Annotated in this window: 11 protein-coding genes and 4 pseudogenes; 6 read left to right on the top strand and 9 right to left on the bottom strand. The window is 59.4% G+C overall.

Annotated elements, in window-relative coordinates; translation table 11 throughout:
• Window positions 1-90 precede the first annotated feature (90 nt).
• The 6 genes and pseudogenes from CES87_RS12495 to glnE form a co-directional block, all read right to left on the bottom strand.
• Window positions 91-825 (bottom strand): lipopolysaccharide kinase InaA family protein, encoded by a 735-nt coding sequence (locus tag CES87_RS12495; RefSeq protein WP_128606348.1) that lies wholly within the window; start codon window positions 823-825, stop codon window positions 91-93.
• Entirely contained in the window at window positions 825-1,631 is an 807-nt protein-coding gene (gene rfaP / locus CES87_RS12490; RefSeq protein ID WP_128606347.1) for a lipopolysaccharide core heptose(I) kinase RfaP, read from the bottom strand. Before rfaP ends, CES87_RS12495 begins: the two co-directional genes overlap by 1 nt.
• Window positions 1,632-2,753 (bottom strand): glycosyltransferase family 4 protein, encoded by a 1,122-nt coding sequence (locus CES87_RS12485; RefSeq protein WP_128606346.1) that lies wholly within the window; start codon window positions 2,751-2,753, stop codon window positions 1,632-1,634. It lies immediately after the preceding gene.
• A pseudogene (gene waaC / locus CES87_RS12480) lies at window positions 2,753-3,813 on the bottom strand (lipopolysaccharide heptosyltransferase I). The gene CES87_RS12485 and the pseudogene waaC overlap by 1 nt, the downstream one beginning before the upstream one ends.
• 1 nt (window position 3,814) lies before the next feature.
• Window positions 3,815-4,848: pseudogene (gene waaF, locus CES87_RS12475) on the bottom strand (lipopolysaccharide heptosyltransferase II).
• 167 nt (window positions 4,849-5,015) lie between these two features.
• Window positions 5,016-7,950, bottom strand: a pseudogene (gene glnE / locus CES87_RS12470) (bifunctional [glutamate--ammonia ligase]-adenylyl-L-tyrosine phosphorylase/[glutamate--ammonia-ligase] adenylyltransferase).
• A 383-nt stretch (window positions 7,951-8,333) separates the two neighbouring features.
• Here glnE and aceE point away from each other — a divergent pair.
• From aceE to msrA, 5 genes and pseudogenes are all read left to right on the top strand, one after another.
• Window positions 8,334-10,978 (top strand): annotated as a pseudogene (aceE, locus tag CES87_RS12465) (pyruvate dehydrogenase (acetyl-transferring), homodimeric type).
• 11 nt (window positions 10,979-10,989) lie between these two features.
• Window positions 10,990-12,945, top strand: coding sequence for a dihydrolipoyllysine-residue acetyltransferase (gene aceF, locus CES87_RS12460; RefSeq protein ID WP_128606345.1), 1,956 nt, complete (start codon window positions 10,990-10,992; stop codon window positions 12,943-12,945).
• Between the two features lie 270 nt (window positions 12,946-13,215).
• Complete coding sequence (locus CES87_RS12455) at window positions 13,216-14,610, top strand: alkaline phosphatase D family protein (protein ID WP_128606344.1); 1,395 nt, start codon at window positions 13,216-13,218, stop codon at window positions 14,608-14,610.
• 268 nt (window positions 14,611-14,878) lie between these two features.
• On the top strand, window positions 14,879-17,572 hold the full coding sequence (locus CES87_RS12450) for a bifunctional diguanylate cyclase/phosphodiesterase (protein WP_128606343.1): 2,694 nt from the start codon (window positions 14,879-14,881) through the stop codon (window positions 17,570-17,572).
• Between the two features lie 174 nt (window positions 17,573-17,746).
• A complete protein-coding gene (msrA, locus tag CES87_RS12440; protein ID WP_128606404.1) occupies window positions 17,747-18,397 on the top strand; it encodes a peptide-methionine (S)-S-oxide reductase MsrA in 651 nt (216 codons plus the stop codon).
• A gap of 99 nt (window positions 18,398-18,496) precedes the next feature.
• On the opposite strand, the gene CES87_RS12435 is transcribed toward msrA, so the two are convergent.
• From CES87_RS12435 to CES87_RS12425, 3 genes are all read right to left on the bottom strand, one after another.
• Window positions 18,497-19,333 carry a 23S rRNA (adenine(2030)-N(6))-methyltransferase RlmJ gene (locus tag CES87_RS12435; RefSeq protein WP_128606341.1) on the bottom strand — a complete coding sequence of 279 codons (837 nt, stop codon included), beginning with the start codon at window positions 19,331-19,333 and terminating at the stop codon, window positions 18,497-18,499.
• Between the two features lie 291 nt (window positions 19,334-19,624).
• Window positions 19,625-20,362 (bottom strand): DUF4123 domain-containing protein, encoded by a 738-nt coding sequence (locus tag CES87_RS12430; RefSeq protein WP_128606340.1) that lies wholly within the window; start codon window positions 20,360-20,362, stop codon window positions 19,625-19,627.
• Window positions 20,352-22,229, bottom strand: coding sequence for a type VI secretion system tip protein VgrG (locus CES87_RS12425; RefSeq protein WP_128606339.1), 1,878 nt, complete (start codon window positions 22,227-22,229; stop codon window positions 20,352-20,354). The genes CES87_RS12430 and CES87_RS12425 overlap by 11 nt, the downstream gene beginning before the upstream one ends.
• Window positions 22,230-22,719: 490 nt before the next feature.
• Here CES87_RS12425 and putA point away from each other — a divergent pair, with 490 nt between their 5' ends.
• Window positions 22,720-26,673 carry a trifunctional transcriptional regulator/proline dehydrogenase/L-glutamate gamma-semialdehyde dehydrogenase gene (gene putA / locus CES87_RS12420; RefSeq protein WP_128606338.1) on the top strand — a complete coding sequence of 1,318 codons (3,954 nt, stop codon included), beginning with the start codon at window positions 22,720-22,722 and terminating at the stop codon, window positions 26,671-26,673.
• Window positions 26,674-26,763: the final 90 nt, after the last annotated feature.

Genomic DNA, 26,763 nt, shown 5'->3' with positions numbered 1-26,763 from the left:
AGCGCTTCTCCTTGTGGCTGCGCCGCGCTGCCTGACGCTTGAGGTAGAAGCCGTGACCTTCCAGGTCCCGTCGAGCGGCCAGAAAATCAGTCATTCGCGCCCCTCGAAAAATCTCACTACGTGCCGGATCCGTTTTTTGTCGGCGGCATCGAGCCGGGGTCGTTGGCGGTATTGCAGGTAAAAGCGCAGGCGTTGGGTGGCTGACAATTGATACTTGGCCACCTTGTCCAGACACGCCAAATCCTTGGTGATGCGGTACTTGAGCCAGAATCCACGCCAGAAATCACCGTTGGGACAATCGATCAGGAACAATTTGGCTTGATCGTCGACCAGCAGGTTGCGCCACTTCAGATCGTTATGGGTAAAGCGGTGCGCATGCATGGTCCGGGTGTGGTTGGCGAGCTGACGGCTGACAATGTCGACCCAGGCGCGGTCCGCCAGTTTTGGGTCATGCCGCTGGGCCAGGACCGACAAGTCTTCAGTATGCGGCAGTTCACGGGTGATCATCGCCCCGCGAGCATAGGCCGCGCCGCGACGCTCCAGCCCCCAGGCCACTACTTCGGCGGTGGGGATGCCCCATTTGGCGAAGCGCTTGAGGTTCTGCCACTCCATTTTCACCCGAGGCTTGCCCACGTAGCGACGCAAGCCCTTGCCTGCACCCACGTAGCGTTTGACGTAATAGTTGACGCCATTGCGCTGAACGCGAATGACCTCGGATAACGGGTCTTGGGTCAGTCGCTCGCCCTCAAGCGCAAACACGGCGTCAAGGCTGCCGAAGTCTTCTGCCAGATCGCTGTAAGCAGGTTCCAGTTTCCAACCTGCCATCAGAGCGCATCCCCGTATCGCTGTTTTCGGTCGTAGAGCTTGTTAGCCTTGCCTTCGAGCCAACTCAGCAGCCCGGCCTCTTCACTAAGAATCTGCCGCAGCGGCTGCTGGAAGTAACCTTTGAGGAAGCGCAGTTTGTCACGTCGGGTCAGGCCGATATCCAGGGCCGAAAAATACAGCGCCGCCAGATCTTTATTGCGCCAGCGCCGGGTGATTGCCGGGCGGGTCTGGGCGCGGTGCAGGTCGATCACCGAGAGCTTGAAGTCGTCAGCGGTCACAGGTTTGTCGGTGTGCAGCAGGAAGTGGCAGATATAGCAGTCACGATGGTTGACCCCGGCGCGGTGCATCATGCCGGTCATGCGCGCCACTTCGGCGATCAATGCACGCTTGAGTTTGGGCTCGGGTGGCTGCTTGACCCAGTTGATGCTGAAGTCTTCGAGGCTGACGGTCGGCGCCAGCTCTTCGGTGACGATGAACGAGTGCTGGTCCGCCGGGTTGCTGCCCTTCTCGCCATAAGCGACGGCGGTCATGGTCGGTACACCGACTTCCTGCAGGCGCTGAATAGCTTTCCACTCCTGGCCCGCGCCGAGTACCGGCAACTTGGCGGTGAGCAGGTTCTTGAAGATCTCGCCCCAGCCGATGCCACGGTGGATCTTCACAAAAAATCCGTTGCCGTTCACCTCGGTGCGCAGGGTGCGGCGAGCTTCAAGTTCGCGGTACACCTCGCCCTGCAGCCCTTCGACCTCGGCGAACGGGTCGCGTCCGGCCCAGAGGCTCTTGAACGGTTCAGCCAGCTTCAACTTCATTTAAGCGTGCTCCGCCAGAATCACATCGGCCGCGTGCTGCGGCATGCTGTAGAGGTCGGCCGTCTCGGCGAAGGCCAGACCGTTGCGGCTCCAGGCCGCCCGTGCTTGAGCGTCGTTCAACATGCCGGTCAGGTACTGCGCCAGTTGCGCCTGATCGAACGGCTCGTCCAGTACCAGGCCAGCATCGGCTTCGGCAATGTAATGGGCATAACCACAGACCGCACTCACCAGCACCGGCAACCCGGCGACCAGGGCTTCGAGCAGTACGGTGCCGGTGTTTTCGTTGTACGCCGGGTGAATCAACAGATCGGCGCCCAACAGGAAACGCGGAATATCGCTGCGGCCCTTGAGGAAGGTCACGTTATCGCCCAGCCCCAAAGTGGCGCTCTGCATCTGGAATAATTTGGGGTCATCCTGGCCAATTACAAACAGCCGGGTACGCTTCTTCAGATCAGCGGGCAATGCCGCCAGCGCCTTGAGACTACGATCGACGCCTTTGGTCTTGAACCCGGAGCCGATCTGCACAAGCAGCAGCTCATCGTCCTTGAGCTTGAATTCGGCACGGAACCCGGCGCGAATCTCGTCCGCATCCGCCGGCCGGCGACGGTCCTGGGCGATGCCCGGTGGAAGCAAATGGAAGCGATTGAGCGGCGTGTCGTAATGCTTGATGAACAGCGGTTGCTGCACTTCGGAAATCATCAGCACTTCGGTCTTGGCGTCCTTGGCGAACACCGCGCGCTCGTACTCGGCGAAGTGGCGATAGCGACCCCAGCGGCGGTACAACGAGTTGCGCAGGTTCTGCGCCTTGTCTTCGAAGCAACCGTCGGCGGCGTAGTAGACGTCCAGGCCGGGCATCTTGTTGAAGCCGATCAGACGGTCTACCGGGCGCTTGGCCAGGTCCGCTTCCATCCACTCGCTGAGTTTTTCGTTGCGGCGATGGTTGAAGAACGCCTTGACCGGCGCCACCAGCACTTCAAACCCCGGTGGCACGTCGCCTTCCCAGATCAGTGTGTAGACGCGAATCTGGTGGCCGCGCTGCTGGCACTCCAGGGCGATGCGCATGAAGTCGCGCTGCAAGCCACCAAAGGGAAAATACTTGTACAGGACAAATGCCAATTGCATCAGCGCAGCTCCTCAGCCAGTAACAACGTGCTCAGTCGGCTGGCGACACGCTCGGGATTCAGACGCGTGAAGCACAGAGGCCACTCGCGTTTCAGATCAAACCGCCTGGCATCTTCGGCCGTCGGTTGATAGGTGCATTCTTTTGCAGGCACGGCGCGCAAGGGAAGTCGCTGGCCAGGTGAATCTGCGATTTACCATAGGCGCCGGTCAGGCCGGGGTTGGTCGGGCCGAACAGCGACAGCGTCGGCACGTCCAGCGCAGCAGCCAAGTGCCCGAGGCCGGTATCCACCGCCACGCAGGCTTGCGCGCCGGCCAGCACTTTGCCGACACCGGCCAGATTCAGCTTGGGCAGCACTTCTACGTGTTTCATGTCCTTGGCGATGCGCTCGGCGCGGGCCTTCTCGATCGCGTTGCCCCAGGGCAATTTCACCCCGACACCCAGATAACCGACGCGCTCGGCCAACTCGCGCCAGTAGGCCTCAGGCCAGTGCTTGGTGTCCCAGGTGGTGCCGTGCAGGAACAGCACGTACGGATTCTTGCGCGGAAGTTCCACCAGGCGCTCGACGCTCAGGCCATAGTCGCCCAGGCCTTTGGGCAAGTCGTAACCCAGCGCCACGGCGAACAGCTGACGCACTCGCTCCACCGCATGTTGTCCACGGGCCACGGCCAGGCGTCGGGAATAGAAACGTGCGGCAATCGGTTCACGGGCTGAGTCTTTGTCGAGTCCGGCGACCGGGGCTTTGACATAGCGGGTCAGCAAGGCGCTTTTCAGCAGGCCCTGGGCATCGATGACCAAATCGTATTTCGTGGCACGAAGGCTTTGCTTGAAGCGCTTCCATTCACCGCTCTTGATGGTTTGCCAGATGTTCTTGCGCCAGCGACGGATCGCTACCGGAATCACCTTGCCCACCGCCGGGTGCCAGGTGGGGATTTCGGCGAAACCTTCTTCCACCACCCAGTCGAACGTGATGCCGGGAATCGCCCGCGCCGCGTCGGTCAGCGCCGGCAACGCGTGAATCACGTCGCCCAGCGATGAAGTCTTGATCAGCAGTACCCGCAAACTATTTGACCTCGACCACAGTGCCCTGCAAACGCTGCAAGGCTTCGTTCACCGCTTGCGGCATGAGCTGACGCATGCAGTTGTAATGACCGAAACGGCACGTGCGGTCGAAGCACGGGCTGCATTCGATGCCCAGGCGCACAATCTCGACATGCTCGGCCAGCGGCGGCGTAAAACCCGGCGAAGTCGAGCCGTAAACCGCCACCAGTGGGCGATTCAGCGCGGCGGCGACGTGCATCAGGCCGGAGTCGTTGGACACCACCGAATCGGCACAGGACAGCAAATCGATCGCCTCGGCCAGCGAGGTGCCGCCACTGAGGTTTACCGACTCTTCACGCAAGCCGGGAATCAGCCGTGAACGGATGTCTTCGCCCACAGCGTGATCGTTTTTCGAACCAAACAGCCAGACTTGCCAGCCCTCGCGGATTTTCGCCTCGGCAACCTTGGCGTAGTGTTCGGACGGCCAGCGCTTGGACTCGCCGAACTCGGCGCCGGGGCACAGCGCCAACACCGGACGATCGAGGGCCAGATCGAACTTGGCCAGTGCCGCCTCGCGGGTCACCGGATCGATCTGCAGACTCGGTCGCGGATAAGGCTTGGGCAGTTCAAAACCCGGCTCGTACGCCAAGGCCATGAAGCGCTCGATCATCAGCGGGTAACGCTCTTTGTCCAGCGTGCGCACATCATTGAGCAGGCCGTAGCGGAACTCGCCTCGCCAACCGGTGCGCTTGGGGATACCGGCAAAAAACGGCACCAGCGCGGATTTCAGGGAATTGGGCAACAGGATCGCCTGGTCGTACTGGCCGGCCAGGGATTTGCCGATGCGCCGACGCGTCGCCAACTCCAGCGCGCCGTGGCCGAGCGGGAAGCTCAAGGCCTGACGTACTTCGGGCATGCGCTCAAGAATCGGCCGGCTCCACTCGGGGCCAGCACGTCGATTTCGCATTGCGGGTGGCGCTGCCTGAGACACTGAAACAGTGTCTGCGCCATCACCATATCACCGACCCAACTGGGCCCAACGATCAGAATTTTCATGTGGTTTCCAAAAACGAATCAGGGAGGCCTACGCCTCCCTGCCTCGAGAATTCTACAGAACTGCAAGGCAACTGTAGGAGCGAGCTTGCTCGCGAAGAACCTGAGAACGCCGCGGGGTATCAGACTAGCCAAGTTATCGTTGACGACCATCGCGAGCAAGCTCGCTCCTACAGCCCCAGTTCACGCCAGATCCGCATGACCTGTCGCCGTTCGTCCGCGAACTGGTCACCCGGTATCACCCCTGCGTCCTTCTGCAAGGCCTGCCGGTGGGCGGCGGAGCGGTAAGCTTTATAGGCTTCACGCAATAGGCCGGCATCTTCGGCGGGCATCAGCCCTTCGTGCTCCAGTTCTTCCAGAATGCGGATATTGTCAGTCCAGCGCAGTAATGGCGGGTGTGTTTCGGACCACGCAAGGGCCGCGTATTGCACCATAAATTCAATATCGACGATACCTCCGGCGTCCTGCTTGAGATCGAACGGCGCCGTGGCCTCGAAGGCATTTGCCCCGGTGCCGGCCGCCGTGCTCTTGCTGCCGAGGTTATCGCGCATCTTGGCGCGCATCTCACTGACTTCCTGGCGCAAGGTCGGCAAGTCCCGCTGTTTGCCGAGGATCGCTGCACGAACCTGCTCGAATGCCCGACCAACATCTTCGCTACCCACCAACACCCGCGCCCGTACCAGCGCCTGATGCTCCCAAGTCCAGGCTTCATTCTCCTGATAACGGGCAAACGCTCCCAGCGAACTCACCAGCAACCCCGAGGCACCGGATGGCCGCAAGCGCATATCCACTTCATACAGCTGACCGGAGTTGGTCTGGGCCGTAAGTAAGTGAATGATCCGCTGCCCCAGCCGGGTAAAAAATTGCGCGCCATCGATAGGTTTGGGTCCGTCGGTTTCAGCCTGTGGGTCGCCATCGTGGATGAATACCAGATCCAGATCCGAACCATGCCCCAATTCCAGGCCGCCGACTTTCCCATAACCGACAATGATGAAGCCGGGATCGCACAAGCTGCCATCGGTGCGCAGCGGCGTACCGTACTTGGCCACGGTCTGGCGCCAGGCCAGGGCCAGTACCTGCTCCAGAATGGCTTCGGCGAGCCAGGTCAGGTAATCACTGACTTTCATCAACGGCAGGCTGCCGGCGATTTCTGACGCCGCCACTCGCAAGCGATGCGCCAGTTTGAAGTGGCGCAAGGCTTCCATTTGCTGTTCAAGGTCGTCTTCGGGAATACGCGTCAGACGCTCGCGCAACTCGGCGGCCAGTTCCGGTGCCAGGGGCGGCTTGAACAGCCTGCCTTCGTTGAGCAATTCATCGAGCAGCAACGGGAAACGGGTGATCTGTTCGGCGATCCATGGGCTCGCCGCGCACAAGGTCAGCAAGCGTCGCAATGCGCCGGGGTTTCGGTCAGCAACACCAGGTATGCTGAACGACGCGCCACCGCCTCCACCAGAGGCAGCACCCGCTCCAGCACCAGATCCGGATTGGCGTGTTCCACCGCTTGAGCGAGCAAACGCGGAATAAAAGCATCCAGGCGTTCGCGCCCAAGACGCTGCATGGCACGCAATTGCGGACTGCTGCGCAGACTGGCCAACGCTTTCAGTGCTTTGGTGGCATCGGCGAAACCGCCCTCCTGCAACTGCCGGCAGGCGGCCTCTTCATCCTGGGCTTCTTCCCAAAGCGGCAGCCACTCACCGCCGACCACCACCTCGCTTTCGGCGCCCTGTTCCTCGTCGGGATCGGCGATCACCTGACCAAAATGCCAGGCCACACGGCCGCGCCAGTACATCAGTTGCGCATGAAATGCCGACCAATCGGCAAAGCCGAGCATAAAGGCAATGCGCGCCTGATCCTGAGCACCATCCGGCAGCATCTGGGTCTGGCGTCGGCAATCGTCTGGATCGCATGTTCGGTGTAGCGCAGGAATTCGTAGCCTTCGCGCAATTCGCTGATCACCGCCGGCGGCAGATAGCCCTGACCTTCCAGGGTATTCAGCACCTTTAACAGTGGACGCTGCTGCAGGCTCAAATCGCGACCGCCGTGAATCAGCTGGAAGGCCTGGGCGATAAACTCCACTTCGCGAATGCCGCCGGAACCGAGCTTGATGTTGTCGGCCATGCCCTTGCGCCGTACTTCCTGCTGGATCAGCTGCTTCATGGTGCGCAGCGCTTCGATCGCCGAGAAGTCCAGATAGCGTCGGTAAACGAACGGCCGCAGCATGTCTTGCAGTTGCGCACCAGCCACTTGATCGCCAGCTACCACCCGCGACTTGATCATCGCGTAGCGTTCCCAGTCGCGCCCCTGGTCCTGGTAATACTGCTCCAGCGCATTGAAACTCAGGACCAGCGCGCCCGACGAACCATAAGGCCGCAGGCGCATATCGACGCGGAACACAAAACCGTCGACGGTCATCGGGTCCAGGGCCTTGATCAGGCGTTGACCGAGACGGATAAAAAATTCCTGGTTATCCAGCGCACGTTTCACGCCGACGGTTTCACCGCCCTCGGGGTAAGCGAAGATCAGGTCTATGTCCGACGACAGATTGAGCTCCACCGCGCCGAGCTTGCCCATGCCGAGCACGACCATTTGCTGTGGCTCACCGCTGCGCCGCCCCGTGGGTACGCCGAACTGCTGGCAATGCCGTGTGTACAGCCATTGATAGGCCTGATCGATGCTGGCATCGGCCATGTCCGAAAGGTCGCGACAGGTCTGGACCAGATCGGCCTGGCGCGTCAGGTCACGCCAGATGATGCGCACCTGATGACGGGCACGCTGGCGGCGCAAGGCACGCCCCAACAAGTCATCGGTTTCGGCCGCGTTCGCCGCCGCGGCAATCTGTGCGCACAGCTCGCCGGGCGTGAAAGCGCGGTCCAGCTCACCGGACTGCACCAGCGCCAGCAGCATCAACGGATCGCGCGCGCACTGTTCTGCCACGAAATCACTGGCGGCAGACACGCGGGCAAATTGTGCCCAGCGCTCAGGCGTCCATGTGGACAAGCCATGGTCGTCATCTAAAGCAGCAACGGCGGCACGGAACGACTGCTCCGCGCGGGTGACAAACGGCAGCAGTATGGAGGGTAGTTCGACAAGCGAGGGAATGCTCATGGTCTATCCTTGATCGGCGTGGAATGGGCCGAATGTAGTGATTTACAGGAATGCACTACCTGGAGGACTGTCGAACAAAAGTTAGAAATAGCTGAAATCTCTTCGTTTTTGGCAGCCAGCATCAAACTTTCACCTTTTCGGGTTGGCAAAAGACCAACCTTAACGATTATTCTCACAACGCAGCCGTGGGCCACAAGCCGCTCATCTGTAGTTTTACTACTCGTATATACATTAACAAGGCTGAAATGCCGGATGATTTGTAGTAAAACTACACACCGCCGGAACAACCTATCGGCAATCCAAGAATTCATAACGTCTGCCCACAAGGCCAGTCGCTAACTCAGGCAACCGATTCTGGTAGCCTTTCCGCCCTGGAGCAAGCCATGCAAGACCTCGATCCCGTCGAAACCCAGGAATGGCTGGACGCCCTGGAATCGGTTCTCGACAAAGAAGGCGAAGACCGTGCTCACTACCTGATGACCCGTATGGGGAACTCGCGACCCGCAGCGGCTCGCAATTGCCTTACGCCATCACCACGCCTTACCGCAACACCATCCCGGTAACCCACGAAGCACGCATGCCTGGCGACCTGTTCATGGAACGCCGCATTCGCTCGCTGGTTCGCTGGAACGCGATGGCCATGGTAATGCGTACGAACCTGAAAGATTCTGACCTGGGTGGTCACATCTCCAGCTTCGCCTCCAGTGCGACCCTGTATGACATTGGCTTCAACTATTTCTTCCAGGCCCCTACCGATGAACACGGCGGCGACCTGATCTACTTCCAGGGTCACACCTCGCCAGGCGTTTACGCCCGTGCGTTCATGGAAGGCCGCATCACCGAAGACCAGATGAACAACTTCCGCCAGGAAGTCGACGGTCAGGGCTTGTCGTCCTACCCGCACCCTTGGCTGATGCCTGACTTCTGGCAGTTCCCGACTGTATCCATGGGTCTGGGCCCAATCCAGGCGATTTACCAGGCGCGCTTCATGAAGTACCTGGAAGCCCGTGGCTTCATTCCTGAAGGCAAGCAAAAAGTCTGGTGCTTCCTGGGCGACGGCGAGTGCGACGAGCCGGAATCCCTGGGCGCGATCTCGCTGGCTGGCCGCGAGAAGCTCGACAACCTGATCTTCGTCATCAACTGCAACCTGCAGCGCCTCGACGGCCCGGTTCGCGGCAACGGCAAGATCATCCAGGAACTCGAAGGCGTGTTCCGCGGTGCTCAGTGGAACGTGACCAAAGTCATCTGGGGCCGTTTCTGGGACCCACTGCTGGCCAAGGACGTCGACGGTATTCTGCAACGCCGCATGGACGAAGTCATCGACGGCGAGTACCAGAACTACAAAGCCAAAGACGGCGCATTCGTACGTGAACACTTCTTCAACTCGCCAGAACTCAAGGCGATGGTTGCAGACCTGTCCGACGACGAAATCTGGAAACTCAACCGTGGCGGCCACGACCCGTACAAGGTCTACGCGGCGTACCACGAAGCGGTCAACCACAAAGAACAACCGACCGTCATTCTGGCCAAGACCATCAAGGGTTATGGCACCGGTGCCGGCGAAGCGAAAAACACTGCGCACAACACCAAGAAAGTCGATGTCGACAGCCTGAAGTTGTTCCGCGACCGCTTTGATATCCCGGTAAAAGACGAAGAACTGGAAAACCTGCCGTTCTTCAAGCCGCAACCGAACAGCGCCGAAGCCCGTTACCTGGCCGAGCGTCGCACTGCACTGGGCGGCTTCGTGCCACAGCGTCGCGCACAGAGTTTCGCCATCCCGACTCCGCCACTCGATACCCTCAAGGCTATCCTGGACGGTTCGGGCGACCGTGAAATTTCCACTACCATGGCTTTCGTGCGGATCCTCGCGCAACTGGTCAAGGACAAGGACATCGGCCCGCGCATCGTTCCGATCATTCCGGACGAAGCCCGTACCTTCGGTATGGAAGGCATGTTCCGTCAGTTGGGCATCTACTCGTCCGTCGGCCAGCTCTACGAGCCAGTCGATAAAGACCAGGTGATGTTCTACAAAGAGGACAAGAAGGGCCAGATCCTCGAAGAAGGCATCAACGAAGCGGGCGCCATGAGCTCCTTCATCGCTGCCGGTACTTCGTACTCCAGCCACAATCAGCCAATGCTGCCGTTCTACATCTTTTACTCGATGTTCGGCTTCCAGCGTATCGGCGACCTGGCCTGGGCCGCTGGCGACAGCCGTACCCGTGGCTTCCTGATCGGCGGCACCGCCGGCCGTACCACCCTGAACGGTGAAGGCCTGCAACACGAAGACGGTCACAGCCACCTGCTGGCTGCCACCATCCCGAACTGCCGCACCTATGATCCAACCTACGGCTACGAGCTGGCGGTGATCATCCAGGACGGCATGAAGAAGATGACCGAAGAGCAGCAGGACGTCTTCTACTACATCACCGTGATGAACGAGTCCTACCAGCAGCCAGCCATGCCGGCCGGTGCCGAAGAAGGCATCAAGAAAGGCATGTACCTGCTCGAAGAAGACACCCGCGAAGCGGCGCACCACGTTCAGCTGATGGGCTCCGGCACCATCCTGCGTGAAGTCCGCGAAGCGGCGAAGATCCTGCGTGAACAGTTCAATGTCGGCGCTGACGTGTGGAGCGTTACCAGCTTCAACGAACTGCGTCGCGATGGCCTGGCCGTCGAGCGCACCAACCGTCTGCACCCCGGCCAGAAGCCTAAGCTGAGCTACGTTGAAGAGTGCCTGAACGGCCGCCAAGGTCCGGTCATCGCCTCTACCGACTACATGAAACTGTTCGCCGAGCAGATTCGTCAGTGGGTACCGTCCAAGGAATTCAAAGTCCTGGGCACCGACGGTTTCGGCCGCAGCGACAGCCGCAAGAAACTGCGTCATTTCTTCGAAGTCGACCGTCATTTCGTGGTGTTGGCAGCCCTGGAAGCACTGGCTGACCGTGGCGATATCGAACCTAAGGTGGTGTCTGAAGCCATCGCCAAGTTCGGGATCGACCCGGAAAAACGCAACCCACTGGACTGCTGAGGAGAGATTCTGTGAGCGAACTCATTCGCGTACCTGACATCGGCAGCGGTGAAGGTGAAGTAATTGAACTGTTTGTAAAGGTCGGCGACCGTATCGAAGCCGATCAGAGCATCCTGACACTGGAATCGGACAAGGCGAGCATGGAAGTGCCTGCGCCGAAGGCCGGTATCATCAAGAGCCTGAAAGTGAAGCTGGGCGACCGCCTGAAAGAAGGCGACGAACTGCTTGAACTGGAAGTCGAAGGTGCCGCTGCTGCGGCCCCTGCGGCTGCCGCCGCGCCTGCTGCGAAAGCAGCGGAAAAACCGGCCGCTGCTCCAGCGCCGGCTGCTCCTGCTGCTGCTCCTGCTGCCGCGTCGGTTCAGCAAGTGCACGTGCCGGATATCGGTTCGTCGGGCAAGGCCCAGATCATCGAGATCCAGGTCAAGGTTGGCGACACCGTCGAGGCTGATCAGTCGCTGATCACCCTGGAGTCCGACAAGGCCAGCATGGAAATCCCATCGCCAGCCGCTGGCGTAGTCAAGAGCATCAGCGTCAAGCTCAACGATGAAGTCGGCACTGGCGACCTGATCCTGGATCTGGAAGTGGCGGGTGCCGCAGCACCGGCTGCTGCTCCAGCTCAGGCTGCTGCGCCTGCTGCCGCTGCTTCTGCGCCAGCCGCTGCAGCCCCGGCTGCTCCAGTAGCCGACAGCGTTCAGGACATCCACGTTCCGGACATCGGTTCTGCTGGCAAGGCCAAGATCATCGAAGTCCTGGTCAAGGCCGGCGACATCGTTGAAGCTGACCAGTCGCTGATTACCCTGGAATCCGACAAAGCGAGCATGGAAATTCCATCGCCTGCCGCTGGCGTGGTTGAAAGCGTTTCCATCAAGCTCGATGACGAAGTCGGCACCGGCGACCTGATCCTCAAGCTGAAAGTCAAAGGCGCTGCCCCGGCTGCTGCTCCGGCGCCTGCCGCTGCCGCACCGAGCGCTCCTGCTGCTGCGGCCGCCGCACCAGCTGCTGCACCGGCTCCAGTTGCTCCAGCTGCCGCCCCGGCCAAGCCTGGCGCCAAGGTTCACGCAGGTCCGGCAGTACGCCAACTGGCCCGCGAGTTCGGCGTCGAGCTGAACGCAGTCGGTGCCAGCGGTCCTCACGGTCGCATCCTGAAAGAAGACGTGCAGGTTTACGTCAAAGCCATGATGCAGAAGGCCAAGGAAGCGCCAGCCGCTGCCGCTGCCGCAACCGGTGGCGCGGGCATCCCGCCGATCCCGGTCGTGGACTTCAGCCGCTTCGGTGAAATCGAAGAAGTGCCGATGACTCGCCTGATGCAAATCGGCGCGTCGAGCCTGCACCGCAGCTGGCTGAACATTCCGCACGTGACTCAGTTCGATTCGGCTGATATCACCGAGCTGGAAGCGTTCCGTAACGCTCAGAAAGCTGTGGCAGAGAAGGCCGGCGTCAAGCTGACCATCCTGCCGCTGCTGCTCAAGTCCTGCGCGCACCTGCTCAAGGAACTGCCGGACTTCAACAGTTCGCTGGCGCCAAGTGGCAAGGCGATCATTCGCAAGAAGTACGTGAACATCGGCTTCGCAGTGGACACTCCTGAAGGCCTGCTGGTACCGGTCATCAAGAACGTCGACCAGAAGAGCCTGTTGCAACTGGCCGCCGAAGCCGCCGTGCTGGCCGCCAAAGCCCGCGACAAAAAGCTCACCGCTGACGACATGCAAGGCGCCTGCTTCACCATTTCCAGCCTCGGTCACATTGGCGGCACCGGCTTCACGCCGATCGTCAACGCGCCGGAAGTGGCGATCCTCGGTGTTTCCAAGGCAACCATCCAGCCAGTCTGGGACGGCAAAGCCTTCCAGCCGAAACTGATGCTGCCACTGTCGCTGTCCTACGATCACCGTGTGATCAACGGCGCCGCTGCGGCACGCTTCACCAAGCGTCTGAGCGACCTGCTGGCGGACATCCGCACCATCCTGCTGTAACTGCGAACGGCCCTCCTTTACGGGAGGGCCTGTCGTGTTTCACGTTTTCCGAGCGCCACGCTCGTACCTCAACCCCGCCAATTTGGCGGGGCTTTTTTTGTCTGCAGTTTTTAATTGCCTTCCTACATTTGTGGCTGATATCGCCCACAACTCAAGTCCATTTCGACTCGATATTTTTTGGGTTTCAAAAACTAGCTTTGGTTTACGGCTGCGTAAAACAGCCAATAACCCGGTCACCTTGAATCAATTAAATAGCGGATGGACTCGAATATGTTAAAGCCAACTGTCGGGCCGATTATTGGTCACACAACAACTAATCAAACCCGTATATTTTTACGTGGAGAATGGCAAAAAGATGCTTTGGTATTTGCCGGCGTTCGTTATCGACGGATCGGTGACGAACAATGGAATAACGGTGCATTCAAACAACTGACAGACTTGCGCGATATGTCTGATGTCATTGTTCTGCATGATCTTGCTGCCGATACCGAATACGAGTACCAGGCCGGATGGCTCAACCCCATGAACCCGGTGCACACCGTGGAAACCGTACAGGAGCTGCCATTGCAATGGCCTCGGGAGATCTACCGCCTGCGCACACAATCAAACCAAATTACGACTCCACGGGCCTACATCGTCGGTTCATGCCGCTATCTGAACATGACCGCCGGCGCGCCATGGGCCCCACATCTGGGCGACCGGATCTTCGCTTCCATCTCAAATCTGGCACAGCACGCCTCACCGTCGATCAGCGCCATGCTGATGACCGGCGACCAGGTCTATGTCGATGACTTGAACTTCATCGCACCCGATCGGGAATACCAGGAAATTCTTGCCAAATACCGCGCTGCGTTTTCACAGCCTCATATCAGCAAGTTAATGTCCGGCACACCTACATATATGATCCTCGATGACCACGAAATCGAAGATAACTGGCCAGCCAATAAAAGCAGAACCGATGAGCATCTATACAACAATGCAATGGCCGCCTATGAGTTGTATCAAGCCAGTCACAGCCCAGCCCACCAACTGGATAGACAAGGGCAACCCCGTCAGCCGTTAAAACAATATTGGTATCAGTTTGCCAATGGCGATATCGAGTGGTTTGTCACCGACAGCCGCACCCGACGCAATCTCGCGGCCCACGACCGCCGTATTCTTGATATCGAACAGGAACAGGCTCTTTGCGACTGGTTGATCCACAGCCCCGCCCGGGTCAAATTCGTGGTCACCAGCGTCATGTTCTACCCCGACCGCAAACGCCAGGGTGATGACGCCTGGAAAGCCTTTCCCGAGCAACGACTGCGGTTGCTGGAGACCGTTCGCAATCACAAGATCAGGAACGTGGTCTTCGTTTCCGGCGATGTCCACGGCTCCTTGACCAGCCGCCTGACTCACAGCACCGATCCGGACTTCGAAGTTCACACCATCGTCTCGTCGCCCCTGTGCAACAGCAAACTGCTGCCCTATGCCAAAGACTCCACGTTTATCATCGATCAACCGCTGATTCGAACCGAAACAGGCGATTATCGACATGAACTCACCGGCAAGGTGGTCAGCCAGGACAACTTCGCGCATCTCATCGTCGATACGGAACAGATTCAAGTGCGTTATCACGACCGGGATGGCCATCTGTTGCATTCAACCCATGTCCCGTTGCGTTAAGAAAATAAAAAATCGCAGCCTTCGGCAGCTCCTACAAGTGAACGATGTCCATTCTGTAGGAGCTGCCGAAGGCTGCGATCTTTGCGGTAATAGCACTACTTTTAGCCTTGATTGAAGAATTCTTCGCTTCTGCCGACATATTCTTATAGCACTTGGCCTTCATGTCTCTTGTCAGTCGGTGTCGCAATGATGCAACCTTGCCGCAGACAACAGTAAAGAGGGCGAAAGCCCAGCGCGATCAGCAAATTCGAAGCGAGTTTCCTTCCATATGAAAAGCCAACCCGATGCCGCCAGCCGTATGGTGGCCGAGGTAGTAACGCAGTTGCCTGTGCCCTCTCGGCTCGGCATGCTGCGTTTCGAACGGCTGAATGAACCTAGCTGGGCGCTGCTGTTTCTCGATCCCAATTGCGAACGCCAGTTCGGCCTTCCTGCCGTAGAGCTCTGTGCGCTGGTTGGCTCGCCTTACGCCAGCCTGATGGAGCCGCAAGCGCGCTATCAGATGCATGACGCGATCCAGCAGCAACTTAGCCAAGCACCGCATTACCTGATCCGCTACACCTTGCACACTGCCACGGGCTCGCTGAACCTGCTGGAGCTGGGCGAAGGCTACAAACAGCACAATCGACACCTGTTGCGCGGTTACCTGTTGGTCATCGACGGTCTGTTCGAGGACGACCCACTGCTGCCCGTGCTGGACCTGGAAACCCAGAACTCGCGCCTGCAAATCGCCCTGGAGCTCAACCAGCGCGCTCAACAGGAACAACTACAGCACCTGGACCGGGTGCGCGCCCAGCAGGACCTGATCCTGCTGCTGACCCGCCAGCGCTACAGCAGCAACAATTCCCTGCAAGAAGCCGCCGAACTGATCACCCGCAGCGCCTGCGAGATCTACGCAATCGACTGTGCCAGCCTGTGGACCCTCGAAGGTTCGATGCTGGTGCCGATATCGGCCTTTCACTGCGCTAACCAGGAATACGTGCTACCGCAACCGATCGACGTTAGCTGTTTTCCCGACTACCTCGACGCCCTGCACACAGGTCGCGCCATCGATGCCCACAACGCCATGCGCGATCCGCGCACCCGGGAGATGGCCGAAAGCCTGCGCCCCCGTGATGTCAACGCGATGCTCGACGCCAGTATCCGCGTCGACGGTCAGGTAGTTGGCGTGTTGTGCCTTGAGCAAACCGGCGCAACCCGCGCCTGGCAATCGGATGAAATCGCCTTTGCCGGCGAGCTGGCGGACCAGTTCGCTCAGGTCATCAGCAACCATAACCGGCGCACCGCCACCAGCGCCCTGCACCTGTTCCAGCGTGCGGTCGAGCAAAGTGCCAACGCCTTTCTGCTGGTTAATTGCGACGGCGTGGTGGAGTACGTCAACCCAAGCTTCACCGCAATCACCCAGTACAGCACCGAAGAAGTCCACGGCCAGCGCTTGTCGGAATTGCCGGCACTGGAAAACCTCAGCGAACTGCTGTTCGACGCGCCTTCGGCGCTGGCCAAGAGCAACAGTTGGCAGGGCGAATTCAAGAGCCGCCGCAAAAACCTCGAACCCTACTGGGGCCAGTTGTCGATCTCCAAGGTCTATGGCGACAACCGCGAACTGACCCACTACATCGGCATCTACGAAGACATCACCCAGACCAAGCTCGCCCAGCAACGTATCGAGCGCCTGGCCTACACCGATAACCTGACCAACCTCGGCAACCGCCCGGCGTTTATCCGTAACCTCGATGAGCGCTTCGCCCGAGACAGCGATGCCCCCATCAGCCTGTTGCTGGTGGACATCGACAACTTCAAGCGGATCAACGACAGCCTCGGCCACCAGACCGGCGACAAGCTGCTGATCAGCCTGGCTCGACGCCTGCGCAACAGCCTGAGCCCGAGCGGCAGCCTGGCGCGGTTCGCCAGTAACGAATTTGCGGTGTTGCTGGACAATACCGACCTTGAAATTGGCCAGCAGATTGCCAGCCAGTTGTTGACGACCCTCGACAAACCGATGTTCGTCGACAACCAGCTGATCAGCGTGACCGGTTCCGTGGGCCTGGCTTGCGCGCCACTGCACGGGCGCGACCCGCAAACCCTGATGCGTAACGCCGGGCTGGCACTGCACAAGGCCAAGGCCAACGGCAAACATCAGGTGCAAGTGTTCACCGAAGCACTGAACGCCGAGGCCAGTTACAAACTGTTCGTCGAGAACAATTTGCGCCGCGCCCTGACCCAGAACGAACTGGACGTGTTCTATCAACCCAAGCTCTGCCTGCGCACCGGCCGCCTGCTGGGAATGGAGGCGTTGCTGCGCTGGAACCACCCGGAAAAAGGCATGATCCGGCCGGACCAGTTCATCAGCGTCGCGGAAGAAACCGGGCTGATCATTCCAATTGGCAAATGGATCGCCCGCCAGGCTTGCCGTATGAGCAAAGAACTGACCGCCGCCGGGCTGGGCAACCTTCAGGTGGCGATCAACCTGTCACCCAAACAGTTTTCCGATCCGGACCTGGTGGCGTCCATCGCCAACATCCTCAAGGAAGAAATGCTGCCGGCGAACCTGCTGGAGCTTGAGCTGACAGAGGGCCTGCTGCTCGAAGCCACCGAAGACACCCACTTGCAGCTCGACCAGCTCAAGCGTCTGGGCCTGACCCTGGCGATGGACGACTTCGGCACCGGTTACTCGTCGCTCAGTTACTTGAAAAAATTCCCCATCGACATCATTAAGATCGATCGAAGCTTCATTCACGAAATCCCGGACAATCAGGACGACATGGAAATCACCTCCGCGGTGATTGCCATGGCCCACAACCTGAAACTCAAGGTCGTGGCTGAAGGTATCGAAACGGCCGCGCAGCTATCTTTCCTGCGCCGCCACCGTTGCGACGTTGGTCAGGGCTACCTGTTCGACCAGCCGATCCCGGGCTCCGAGCTGATCGAGAAGCTCAGACGCTACCCGCGCGGCCCGATCGCCTGACCTGTAAACTTATTGTAGGAGCGAGCTTGCTCCGGGCGGCGTTCCGACGATGTACGTTAACGATAACGCGCGCTGCCTGGTGCGGCGTGTTGCCCTCAGGTCCATCGTCGGAACGCCGCCCGGAGCAAGCTCGCTCCTACAGGTCTGACTATTTACCCTGACTGAGGACTGATGATGGTTCTGCGCTCGGAAATTCTGGTGAACAAAAACATGCTCCCTACCAAAGAACAAGCTCTGCCTGGCCGCGAAACTGCGATGGTCCTGCCCGAGAAGCATTTCGTATTCGAAGACACTCCGTTGCTGGGCCCGTTCTTCAACAATGTCGATTTCGCCATCTTCGGTCTGGGTTGCTTCTGGGGCGCCGAGCGGCGGTTCTGGCAGCGTGAAGGCGTGGTCAGCACCGTTGTGGGTTACGCCGGCGGATTTACCCCGAACCCGACTTACGAAGAAGTCTGCTCAGGCTTGACTGGCCACACTGAAGTGGTGCTGGTGGTGTACGAACCGGAGAAGGTCAGCTACGACGAGCTGTTGAAAATGTTCTGGGAACTGCATAACCCAACACAAGGCATGCGCCAGGGTAACGACATCGGCACCCAGTATCGCTCGGCGATCTACTGCACCACCCCGGAGCAACTGGAAGAAGCACAGGCCAGCAAGCAAGCCTTCCAGGCTGAGCTGAGCAAGGCCGGTTTCGGCGAGATCACCACCGAAGTTGACCAGGCACCGATCGTCTACTTTGCCGAAACCTATCACCAGCAATACCTGGCCAAGAATCCGGAAGGCTATTGCGGGATTGGCGGTACTGGTGTGACTTGCCCGATCTAAATCAACTGTAGGAGCTGGCTTGCCAGCGAAGACGGCCGATAAATCACCGCAAGGCTTACGGCCCCTTCGCCGGCAAGCCGGCTCCTACAGGGCCGAGCATTACTCGGCAATCAACCAATCCATCTGCCACCCGCCCTGGGTCTGCCCAAGCTTTTTGGACAACCACGGCAACAGCTCACGCAACTCTTCCTCCAGCCCCCACGGCGGATTGGCAATCGCCAGACCGGAACCGTTCAGACTGTTCGGCGTGTCCAGCGGATGCACCAGCAACTCCACGCGCAACAGCTTCGGCGCACCGGTACCGGCCAGGTCCTGATAGAAACGGCGCAGTGCGCGCTGATCCTTCACCGGGTACCAGATTGCCGCCACGGTTTGCCGCATCCGGCCAATCGCCTCTTTCAACGACGCCGCGCAGCGCTGCATTTCGTCGAGTTTTTCGAACGGCGGGTCGATCAACATCACCGCACGTTTTTCCGGCACTGGCAGCAAGGCCCGCGGAACATGCCAGCCTTCGCCAAGATGCACTTTCACCCGGCGATCACCCGCCATGTTGTCCTTGAGCAACACCCCGTCTTCAGGGTGTTTCTCGTTGAGTAACACACGGTCCTGCGGGCGAGTCAGGCGCCGCGCCAACTCCGGCGAACCCGGGTAATAGCGCAACTGGCCATCCGGGTTCATCTCGTGCAGCACCTGCATGTAATCGGCTGTCAGGATCGGTAGATCCGGCTGATCCCACAAACGCGCAATGCCTTCCAGATACTCCCCGGTACGGCTGGCCTGATCGCCCTGAAGGTCATACAGGCCAATGCCGGCGTGGGTGTCGAGATAGGCAAACGGCTGCTCCTTGCGCGACATCAGGGCGATGATGCGGGTCAAGGTCAGGTGTTTGAACACATCGGCGTGATTGCCGGCATGGAAGGCGTGACGATAATTCATGGTTGCTCCTGCGAAGGCCGGGAAGTTTACCTTTTACCGGCCTGCAAGTCAGGGGTTCGCGGCTGAGCGGGCAGTTACAGAATCCGGGACGATGGCCATCGATTCCAGCTTCAACGCTACCTGTAGCAGCTGCCGAAGGCTGCGTTCGGCTGCGAAGCAGTCGTAAACCCGGTATGCACGGTTTCTCTAAAACACCGCATCGCCTGATTTCACGACTGCTTCGCAGCCGAACGCAGGCTTCGCCAGCTGCTAGATAGCGTGAGGCGTTACAGCCAAGACCGCACCCGCAATTCAGTTCAGCTCCTCCATCAAGTACTCCAACAATTCAGCCTTCGGCACCGGTGGCAAATCCGGCGTTGCGAGAAAATTCGCGACCTTGCTGCGCAGCACGTTTTCAGAAAACGCCTCGAAAACGCTCGGCTGCTCTTCACTTAGCCACTGCAAAAGATTGTTGATCTGCGTTGAGGCATCTTCAGCACCGAGCAGCTTCAGCACGGAGTCGGGCACTTCCCACCATGGAAATACCTTCGATGTTTTCAGCGCGTTGCTACCGATCTCGACCGACTGCCCATTGATCAAACATCGCCCCATTACCGGCAGCAGTTGAGCGCAATCGATCTCGGCACACTGAAGCATCGGCAGTAGATAGCGCCCATCCCAGAAGCGGAAAAACACCGTACTGCCATTGGGGAGCAAAACCTGCGTAAGGCTGCACAGGTGTTCGACCAGCACCTGCTGGCTTGCCGTAGAAATCGCCAGCCACCCCCAGTCACCAGACGCCGTAGTCGCCACCCACCGCAAAAATTCACTGTCCGCAGCGACGGTTCCGACAAAGGGCATCACCGCTTCCCACTCGGCATAGGCGGTATCGATCCAGATCGGGCTCGGTATTCTTGCGGGGGTCAAACGCCGCCAGGCTTTTAATGGTTCGGCGGCGCTGGCGTTGCTGAAGATCGCGAACAGTTGTTCCGACGGTTGCAGCGGCTGTCGCTCCAGCCAGGCGTGAGGCGATAGAAAATCAGATTGCACAGAAACCGCCCTCGCAACATTGTTGACAAAACGGCGCAGCCCTTTTCAGGTTGAGTATCTGCACCATGCTCAGTGGCACGCCTTGCACAGGCGTGCTTGATGCACCAATGGCCGGTACCAATGCCCCACCAACCTCAATCGGTACGCTGCTGAAAATCCCTTCCGGGCCAATATTGATCCAGTGCCCGCCCGCCTGAATCGTTGCGCTGGCGCCACCGTCGATCACAATCTGGTTACCGGCATTGAGACGAAACTGCCCGCTCGCCTTGAGGGTCTGGCTACTGACGCTGATGTGCCGATCACCGTTGACGTGCAGATATTCGTTCCGCCCTACATGCACATGCATGTCGTGCAACACCTGCTGATCCCAGTTTCGCTGGGCACGCAGGGAAATTTCCTCGGCACCTTTGCGATCCTCGATACGCAATTCGTTGTAACCACCGCCACCGGGACTACTCTGGCTGCGGAAAATGCTGCGGGTCTTGTCTGCCGGCAGGTCCAGCGGCACCGGCGTCGCGGCGTTGGGCACGCAACCCATGACCAAAGGTTTGTCGGCGTCGGCATCGACGAAACCCACCAACACCTCCATGCCAACCCGTGGAATCAACACACCGCCGTAATGGTCATGAGCCCAACCGCTGGCGACCCGCAGCCAGCAACTGGACTGCTCGTTCAACGGGCCGTCGCGATCCCACATCAGCCGGACCTTGACCCGACCGTATTCATCGCAATGGATCTCACTGTTTTTCGGGCCGGTCACTACCGCAGATTGATACCCGACGACACGAGGCTTCTCGAGCAACGGCGGACGAAAGAAGACATCCCAAGGCGTCGCCAGAAACGTATTGCGATAATCGGTGTCGTCACTGCCCGCCGATTCCTCCAGAACCTGCGGCTGTCGGCCATGGTGCTCTATTTCAGTAAGTAGCCACTGCTCATTCCACTTCTTACGCGGATGCTCCTCCAGTTTCAGTAAGTATCCACTGGTCAGCGAAATTTGATCGCTTCGGCCTTGTGCCATTTGATAATCCGCACGATGCCGCTCCAGCGCTCGCCCCGCCAGATGATCGCCGACTTCGCGATCATTGAATTGTCCCGGAAAACCGTAATCCTCCAGTTCCCACGGTGGCTTGATGTCGCTACGGCTTTCCAGTTCAAGGCGAGGTTTATGGAAGTCGTAATCGCGGCGCACCACTGCGTTGGTACGGGTTTCCAGGCGCACGTTGAAGTGATCGACGACCGGCGTTTGCGCCGTCATGCCGCTGCCCGGCAAATAACGCGTGGACTCAGGCAGACGCGGGAAAACGGACTGACCATCGCCGAATACCAGAAGATGTCCATCGGGGCTGTGCTGGAAGTGGTAGTGAATGCCGATCTCGGCAGACAGTCGCTGGATGAACGCCAGGTCACTTTCCGCGTATTGCACGCAGTACTCGCGCTCAGGGTAAGTACCATGGAGTTGAAACTTGAAGGCGTCACCGAGGATGCCGTGGTCCTTGAGGATTTGCGTAATGATCGTCGGCACACTTTGATGCTGGAAGATCCGCTGGTTGATGCGTTGTCCAAGGCAAATCAGGCGCGGTACCAGGCTGATCTGATAACGAGTCAGACGCTTGCCTGAATCGCCTTGGCCAATGCGAAAAATCTGACCATGGATACCATGGCCTTGCGCACCAAAACTCAGATACGCCTGACGTTGCAGAAGGGGTTCGAGTTCGATGTCCGGCTTCTCGCTGACCAGTTCCAGATCAAAACGATACGGCTGGCTGATCGCCTCCATGCCCGTGAATTCAAGCACCTTGAAGTCAAGCTTTGGCTCGCCTTGAAGGCACAACGTGAAACGCGATTGATTCGCAGAAGTGGACATCCATTGTGTCTCTGCAGATTGGAAGCGGGCGATTGTGCATGAGCAGCAAAGGGACTCGACCCAAGGCCAGTAAAATCAGATTTGCCCTACTTCATCTGATGAATTCGCCTTCAAATAACATCTCTTCGGGCTACAGACATTCCTTTTTGAAATGCAACGCGCCTTCTGCAAAGCGGGTTGCACCTTTGAACAATAATGCTATGCAACCAGGCGAAAAAGGTGCAACCCGCTTTCTATGCTTAAGCCGTACATTGAAATCACTCCAGCGGAACTTACTGTTTTCGCTAGCTTTTTTCGGCGCCATGCAGATTCCCTGCAAGAAGTAAGAACATCTAACATTAGCGGCACATTCTTAGCAGAATTGGTTTCCTGACGAACTGCGTAACATTCCAGGAAAAATGGGTTGCACCGGGTTGCACCTCGCTCCCTGCACGGCTAATCTTGCCGCCAGCTGATGCCACGCGGTCGTGGCAAACATGAGGACAAAAACATGGCTACCACCACCCTTGGCGTCAAACTTGACGACCCGACCCGCGAACGCCTGAAGGCTGCCGCGACCTCGATTGATCGCACGCCGCACTGGTTGATCAAGCAGGCAATTTTCAATTACCTGGAAAAACTCGAGGGTGGTGCAACCCTGACCGAGCTGAACGGTTTGACCAGCAAAGACGCCGACGACGCTGGCGAAGCCCATGTCGATCACGCGCACCAGTGCTTTTTGGAGTTCGCCGAAAGCATTTTGCCGCAATCGGTGCTGCGCGCATCGATCACCGCCGCTTACCGTCGCCCGGAACCGGAAGTGGTGCCGATGCTGATCGAGCAAGCGCGCCTGCCGGCACCGATGGCTGAAGCCACCAACAAGCTTGCCGCTTCGATTGCCGAAAAACTGCGCAATCAGAAGAGCGCTGGCGGTCGTGCCGGCATTGTTCAGGGCCTGCTGCAGGAATTTTCCCTGTCGTCCCAGGAAGGCGTTGCGCTGATGTGCCTGGCCGAAGCGCTGTTGCGCATCCCGGACAAAGGTACCCGTGACGCGCTGATCCGCGACAAGATCAGCACCGGCAACTGGCAGCCGCACCTGGGCAACAGTCCGTCGCTGTTCGTCAACGCCGCCACCTGGGGCCTGCTGCTGACCGGCAAACTGGTCTCTACCCACAACGAGTCCGGCCTGACTTCGTCCCTGAGCCGCATCATCGGCAAGAGTGGCGAGCCGATGATCCGCAAGGGCGTCGACATGGCCATGCGCCTGATGGGCGAGCAGTTCGTCACCGGCGAAACCATTGCCGAAGCCTTGGCCAACGCCAGCAAGTTCGAAGCCAAGGGCTTCCGTTATTCCTACGACATGCTCGGCGAAGCCGCACTGACCGAGCACGATGCGCAGAAATACCTCGCCTCGTACGAACAAGCCATCCATTCGATTGGCAAAGCCTCACACGGTCGTGGGATTTATGAAGGTCCGGGCATTTCGATCAAGCTGTCCGCCTTGCACCCGCGTTACAGCCGCGCCCAGTACGAGCGCGTGATGGATGAGCTGTACCCGCGCCTTCTGTCGCTGACGTTGCTGGCCAAGCAATACGACATCGGCCTGAACATCGACGCCGAAGAGGCCGACCGCCTCGAACTGTCGCTGGATCTGCTGGAGCGCCTGTGCTTCGAGCCGCAACTGACTGGCTGGAATGGCATCGGCTTCGTGATCCAGGCTTACCAGAAGCGCTGCCCGTACGTGATCGACTACGTGATCGACCTCGCTCGCCGCAGCCGTCATCGCCTGATGATCCGCCTGGTGAAAGGCGCGTACTGGGACAGCGAAATCAAGCGCGCCCAGGTCGAAGGCCTGGAAGGCTACCCGGTCTACACCCGCAAGGTTTACACCGACGTCTCCTACATCGCTTGCGCGCGCAAACTGCTGTCGGTGCCGGAAGTCATCTACCCGCAATTCGCTACGCACAATGCCCATACGCTGTCGGCGATTTATCACATCGCCGGTCAGAACTATTACCCGGGCCAGTACGAGTTCCAGTGCCTGCATGGCATGGGTGAACCGCTGTACGAACAGGTTGTAGGCAAAGTTTCCGAAGGCAAGCTGAACCGTCCTTGCCGTGTGTACGCACCGGTCGGCACCCACGAAACCCTGTTGGCCTACCTGGTACGTCGACTGCTGGAAAACGGCGCGAACACTTCGTTCGTCAACCGTATCGCCGACCAGTCGATCTCGATTCAGGAGCTGGTGGCCGATCCGGTGGCCAGCATCGAACAGATGGCGACGCTGGAAGGTGGTTTCGGTCTGCCGCACCCGCGTATCCCGCTGCCGCGTGATCTTTACGGCTCGGAACGCGCCAACTCCAGCGGCATCGACATGGCCAACGAACATCGTCTGGCTTCGTTGTCCTGTGCTTTGCTGGCCACCGCGCATAACAACTGGAAGGCCGCACCGATCCTCGGCTGCGCCTCCAGCACCGAAGCGCCGGCACCGGTCCTGAATCCGTCCGATCTGCGTGACGTGGTTGGCCATGTGCAGGAAGCCACCGTCGAAGACGTCGACAACGCCATTCAATGCGCCCTGAACGCCGCACCGATCTGGCAGGCCACCCCGCCAGCCGAACGTGCCGCGATCCTGGAACGTGCCGCCGATTTGATGGAAGGCGAAATCCAGCCGCTGATGGGCCTGCTGGCTCGTGAAGCCGGCAAGACCTTCGCCAACGCCATCGCTGAAGTGCGCGAAGCCGTGGACTTCCTGCGTTATTACGCAGTGCAGGCGCGCAACGACTTCACCAACGATGCCCATCGCCCATTGGGTCCGGTGGTCTGCATCAGCCCGTGGAACTTCCCGCTGGCGATTTTCAGTGGTCAGGTGGCTGCCGCACTGGCCGCCGGTAACCCGGTCCTGGCCAAGCCTGCTGAACAGACTCCCCTGGTCGCAGCACAAGCCGTGCGCCTGCTGCTCGAAGCCGGTATTCCGCAAGGCGTGCTGCAACTACTGCCGGGCCGCGGCGAAACCGTCGGTGCCGGGCTGGTCGGCGACGATCGCGTCAAAGGTGTGATGTTCACCGGCTCCACCGAAGTCGCGCGCTTGCTGCAACGCAACATCGCCGGGCGCCTGGATAGCCAGGGCCGTCCGATTCCGCTGATCGCCGAAACCGGCGGCCAGAACGCGATGATCGTCGACTCCTCGGCGCTGACTGAACAAGTGGTCATCGACGTCGTATCGTCGGCCTTCGACAGCGCCGGCCAGCGTTGCTCGGCACTGCGGGTTCTGTGCTTGCAGGAAGATTCCGCGGACCGCGTCATCGAAATGCTCAAAGGTGCGATGGCTGAAAGCCGTCTCGGCAACCCGGAACGCTTGTCCGTGGACATCGGCCCGGTGATCGATGCCGAAGCCAAGGCTGGTATCGAGAAGCACATCCAGGCCATGCGCGATAAAGGTCGTAGTGTGTACCAGGTGGCCATCGCCGACTCTGAAGAGGTCAAACGCGGCACTTTCGTGATGCCGACCCTGATCGAACTGGAGAGCTTCGACGAACTGCAACGGGAGATCTTCGGCCCGGTGCTGCACGTGGTTCGCTACAAGCGCAAAGACATTGACCAACTGATCGGCCAGATCAACGCGTCCGGTTACGGCCTGACCCTAGGCGTGCACACCCGCATCGACGAAACCATCGCCAAGGTGATCGACAACGTCAACGCCGGTAACGTCTACGTCAACCGCAACATCGTCGGTGCCGTGGTCGGCGTGCAACCGTTCGGCGGCGAAGGCCTGTCGGGCACAGGTCCCAAGGCCGGTGGCCCGCTGTACCTGTACCGTCTGTTGTCGACTCGTCCTACCGATGCCATTGAACAATCCTTCGCTCGCGGTGATGCTGCCGTGGCACCGGACGTACGTCTTCGTGAAGCCATGAGCAAGCCGCTGACCGCCCTGCAAGCCTGGGCCGACAACAACAAGTTCGCTGACCTGAGCGCCCTGTGCGTGCAGTTCGCCGCGCAGTCGCAAAGCGGTATCACCCGCGTACTGGCCGGCCCGACCGGCGAGCGCAATAGCTATGCAATCCTGCCGCGCGAGCACGTGCTGTGCCTGGCGGAAGTCGAAGGCGATCTGCTGACGCAACTGGCGGCGGTATTGGCCGTCGGCGGCTCGGCGGTATGGCCGGAAACTGACCTGAGCAAGGCATTGTTCGCACGCTTGCCGAAGGAGATTCAGGCGCGCATCAAGCTGGTTTCCGACTGGAACAAGGAAGAGGGGGTGTTTGATGCGGTTCTGCATCATGGCCATTCCGATCAGTTGCGTGCGGTTTGCCAGCAGGTTGCCAAGCGTGCCGGGGCTATCGTTGGTGTGCAGGGCCTGTCACAGGGTGAATCCAACATTGCGCTGGAACGCCTGGTGATCGAACGCGCATTGAGCGTCAACACGGCTGCGGCGGGTGGTAATGCCAGCCTGATGACCATCGGCTAAACCTCCCCCTCGTGATCGTTCCCACGCTCCGCGTGGGAATGCAGCCCGGGACGCTCTGCGTCCCATCGGTGCCAGACTCGAAATCGGCAG

The sequence above is a fragment of the Pseudomonas sp. ERMR1:02 genome, assembly GCF_002277815.1.
Classification (GTDB): domain Bacteria; phylum Pseudomonadota; class Gammaproteobacteria; order Pseudomonadales; family Pseudomonadaceae; genus Aquipseudomonas.
Note: the sequence above shows the minus strand (reverse complement) of the source record. Positions and strands in the feature narration are given on the sequence as shown.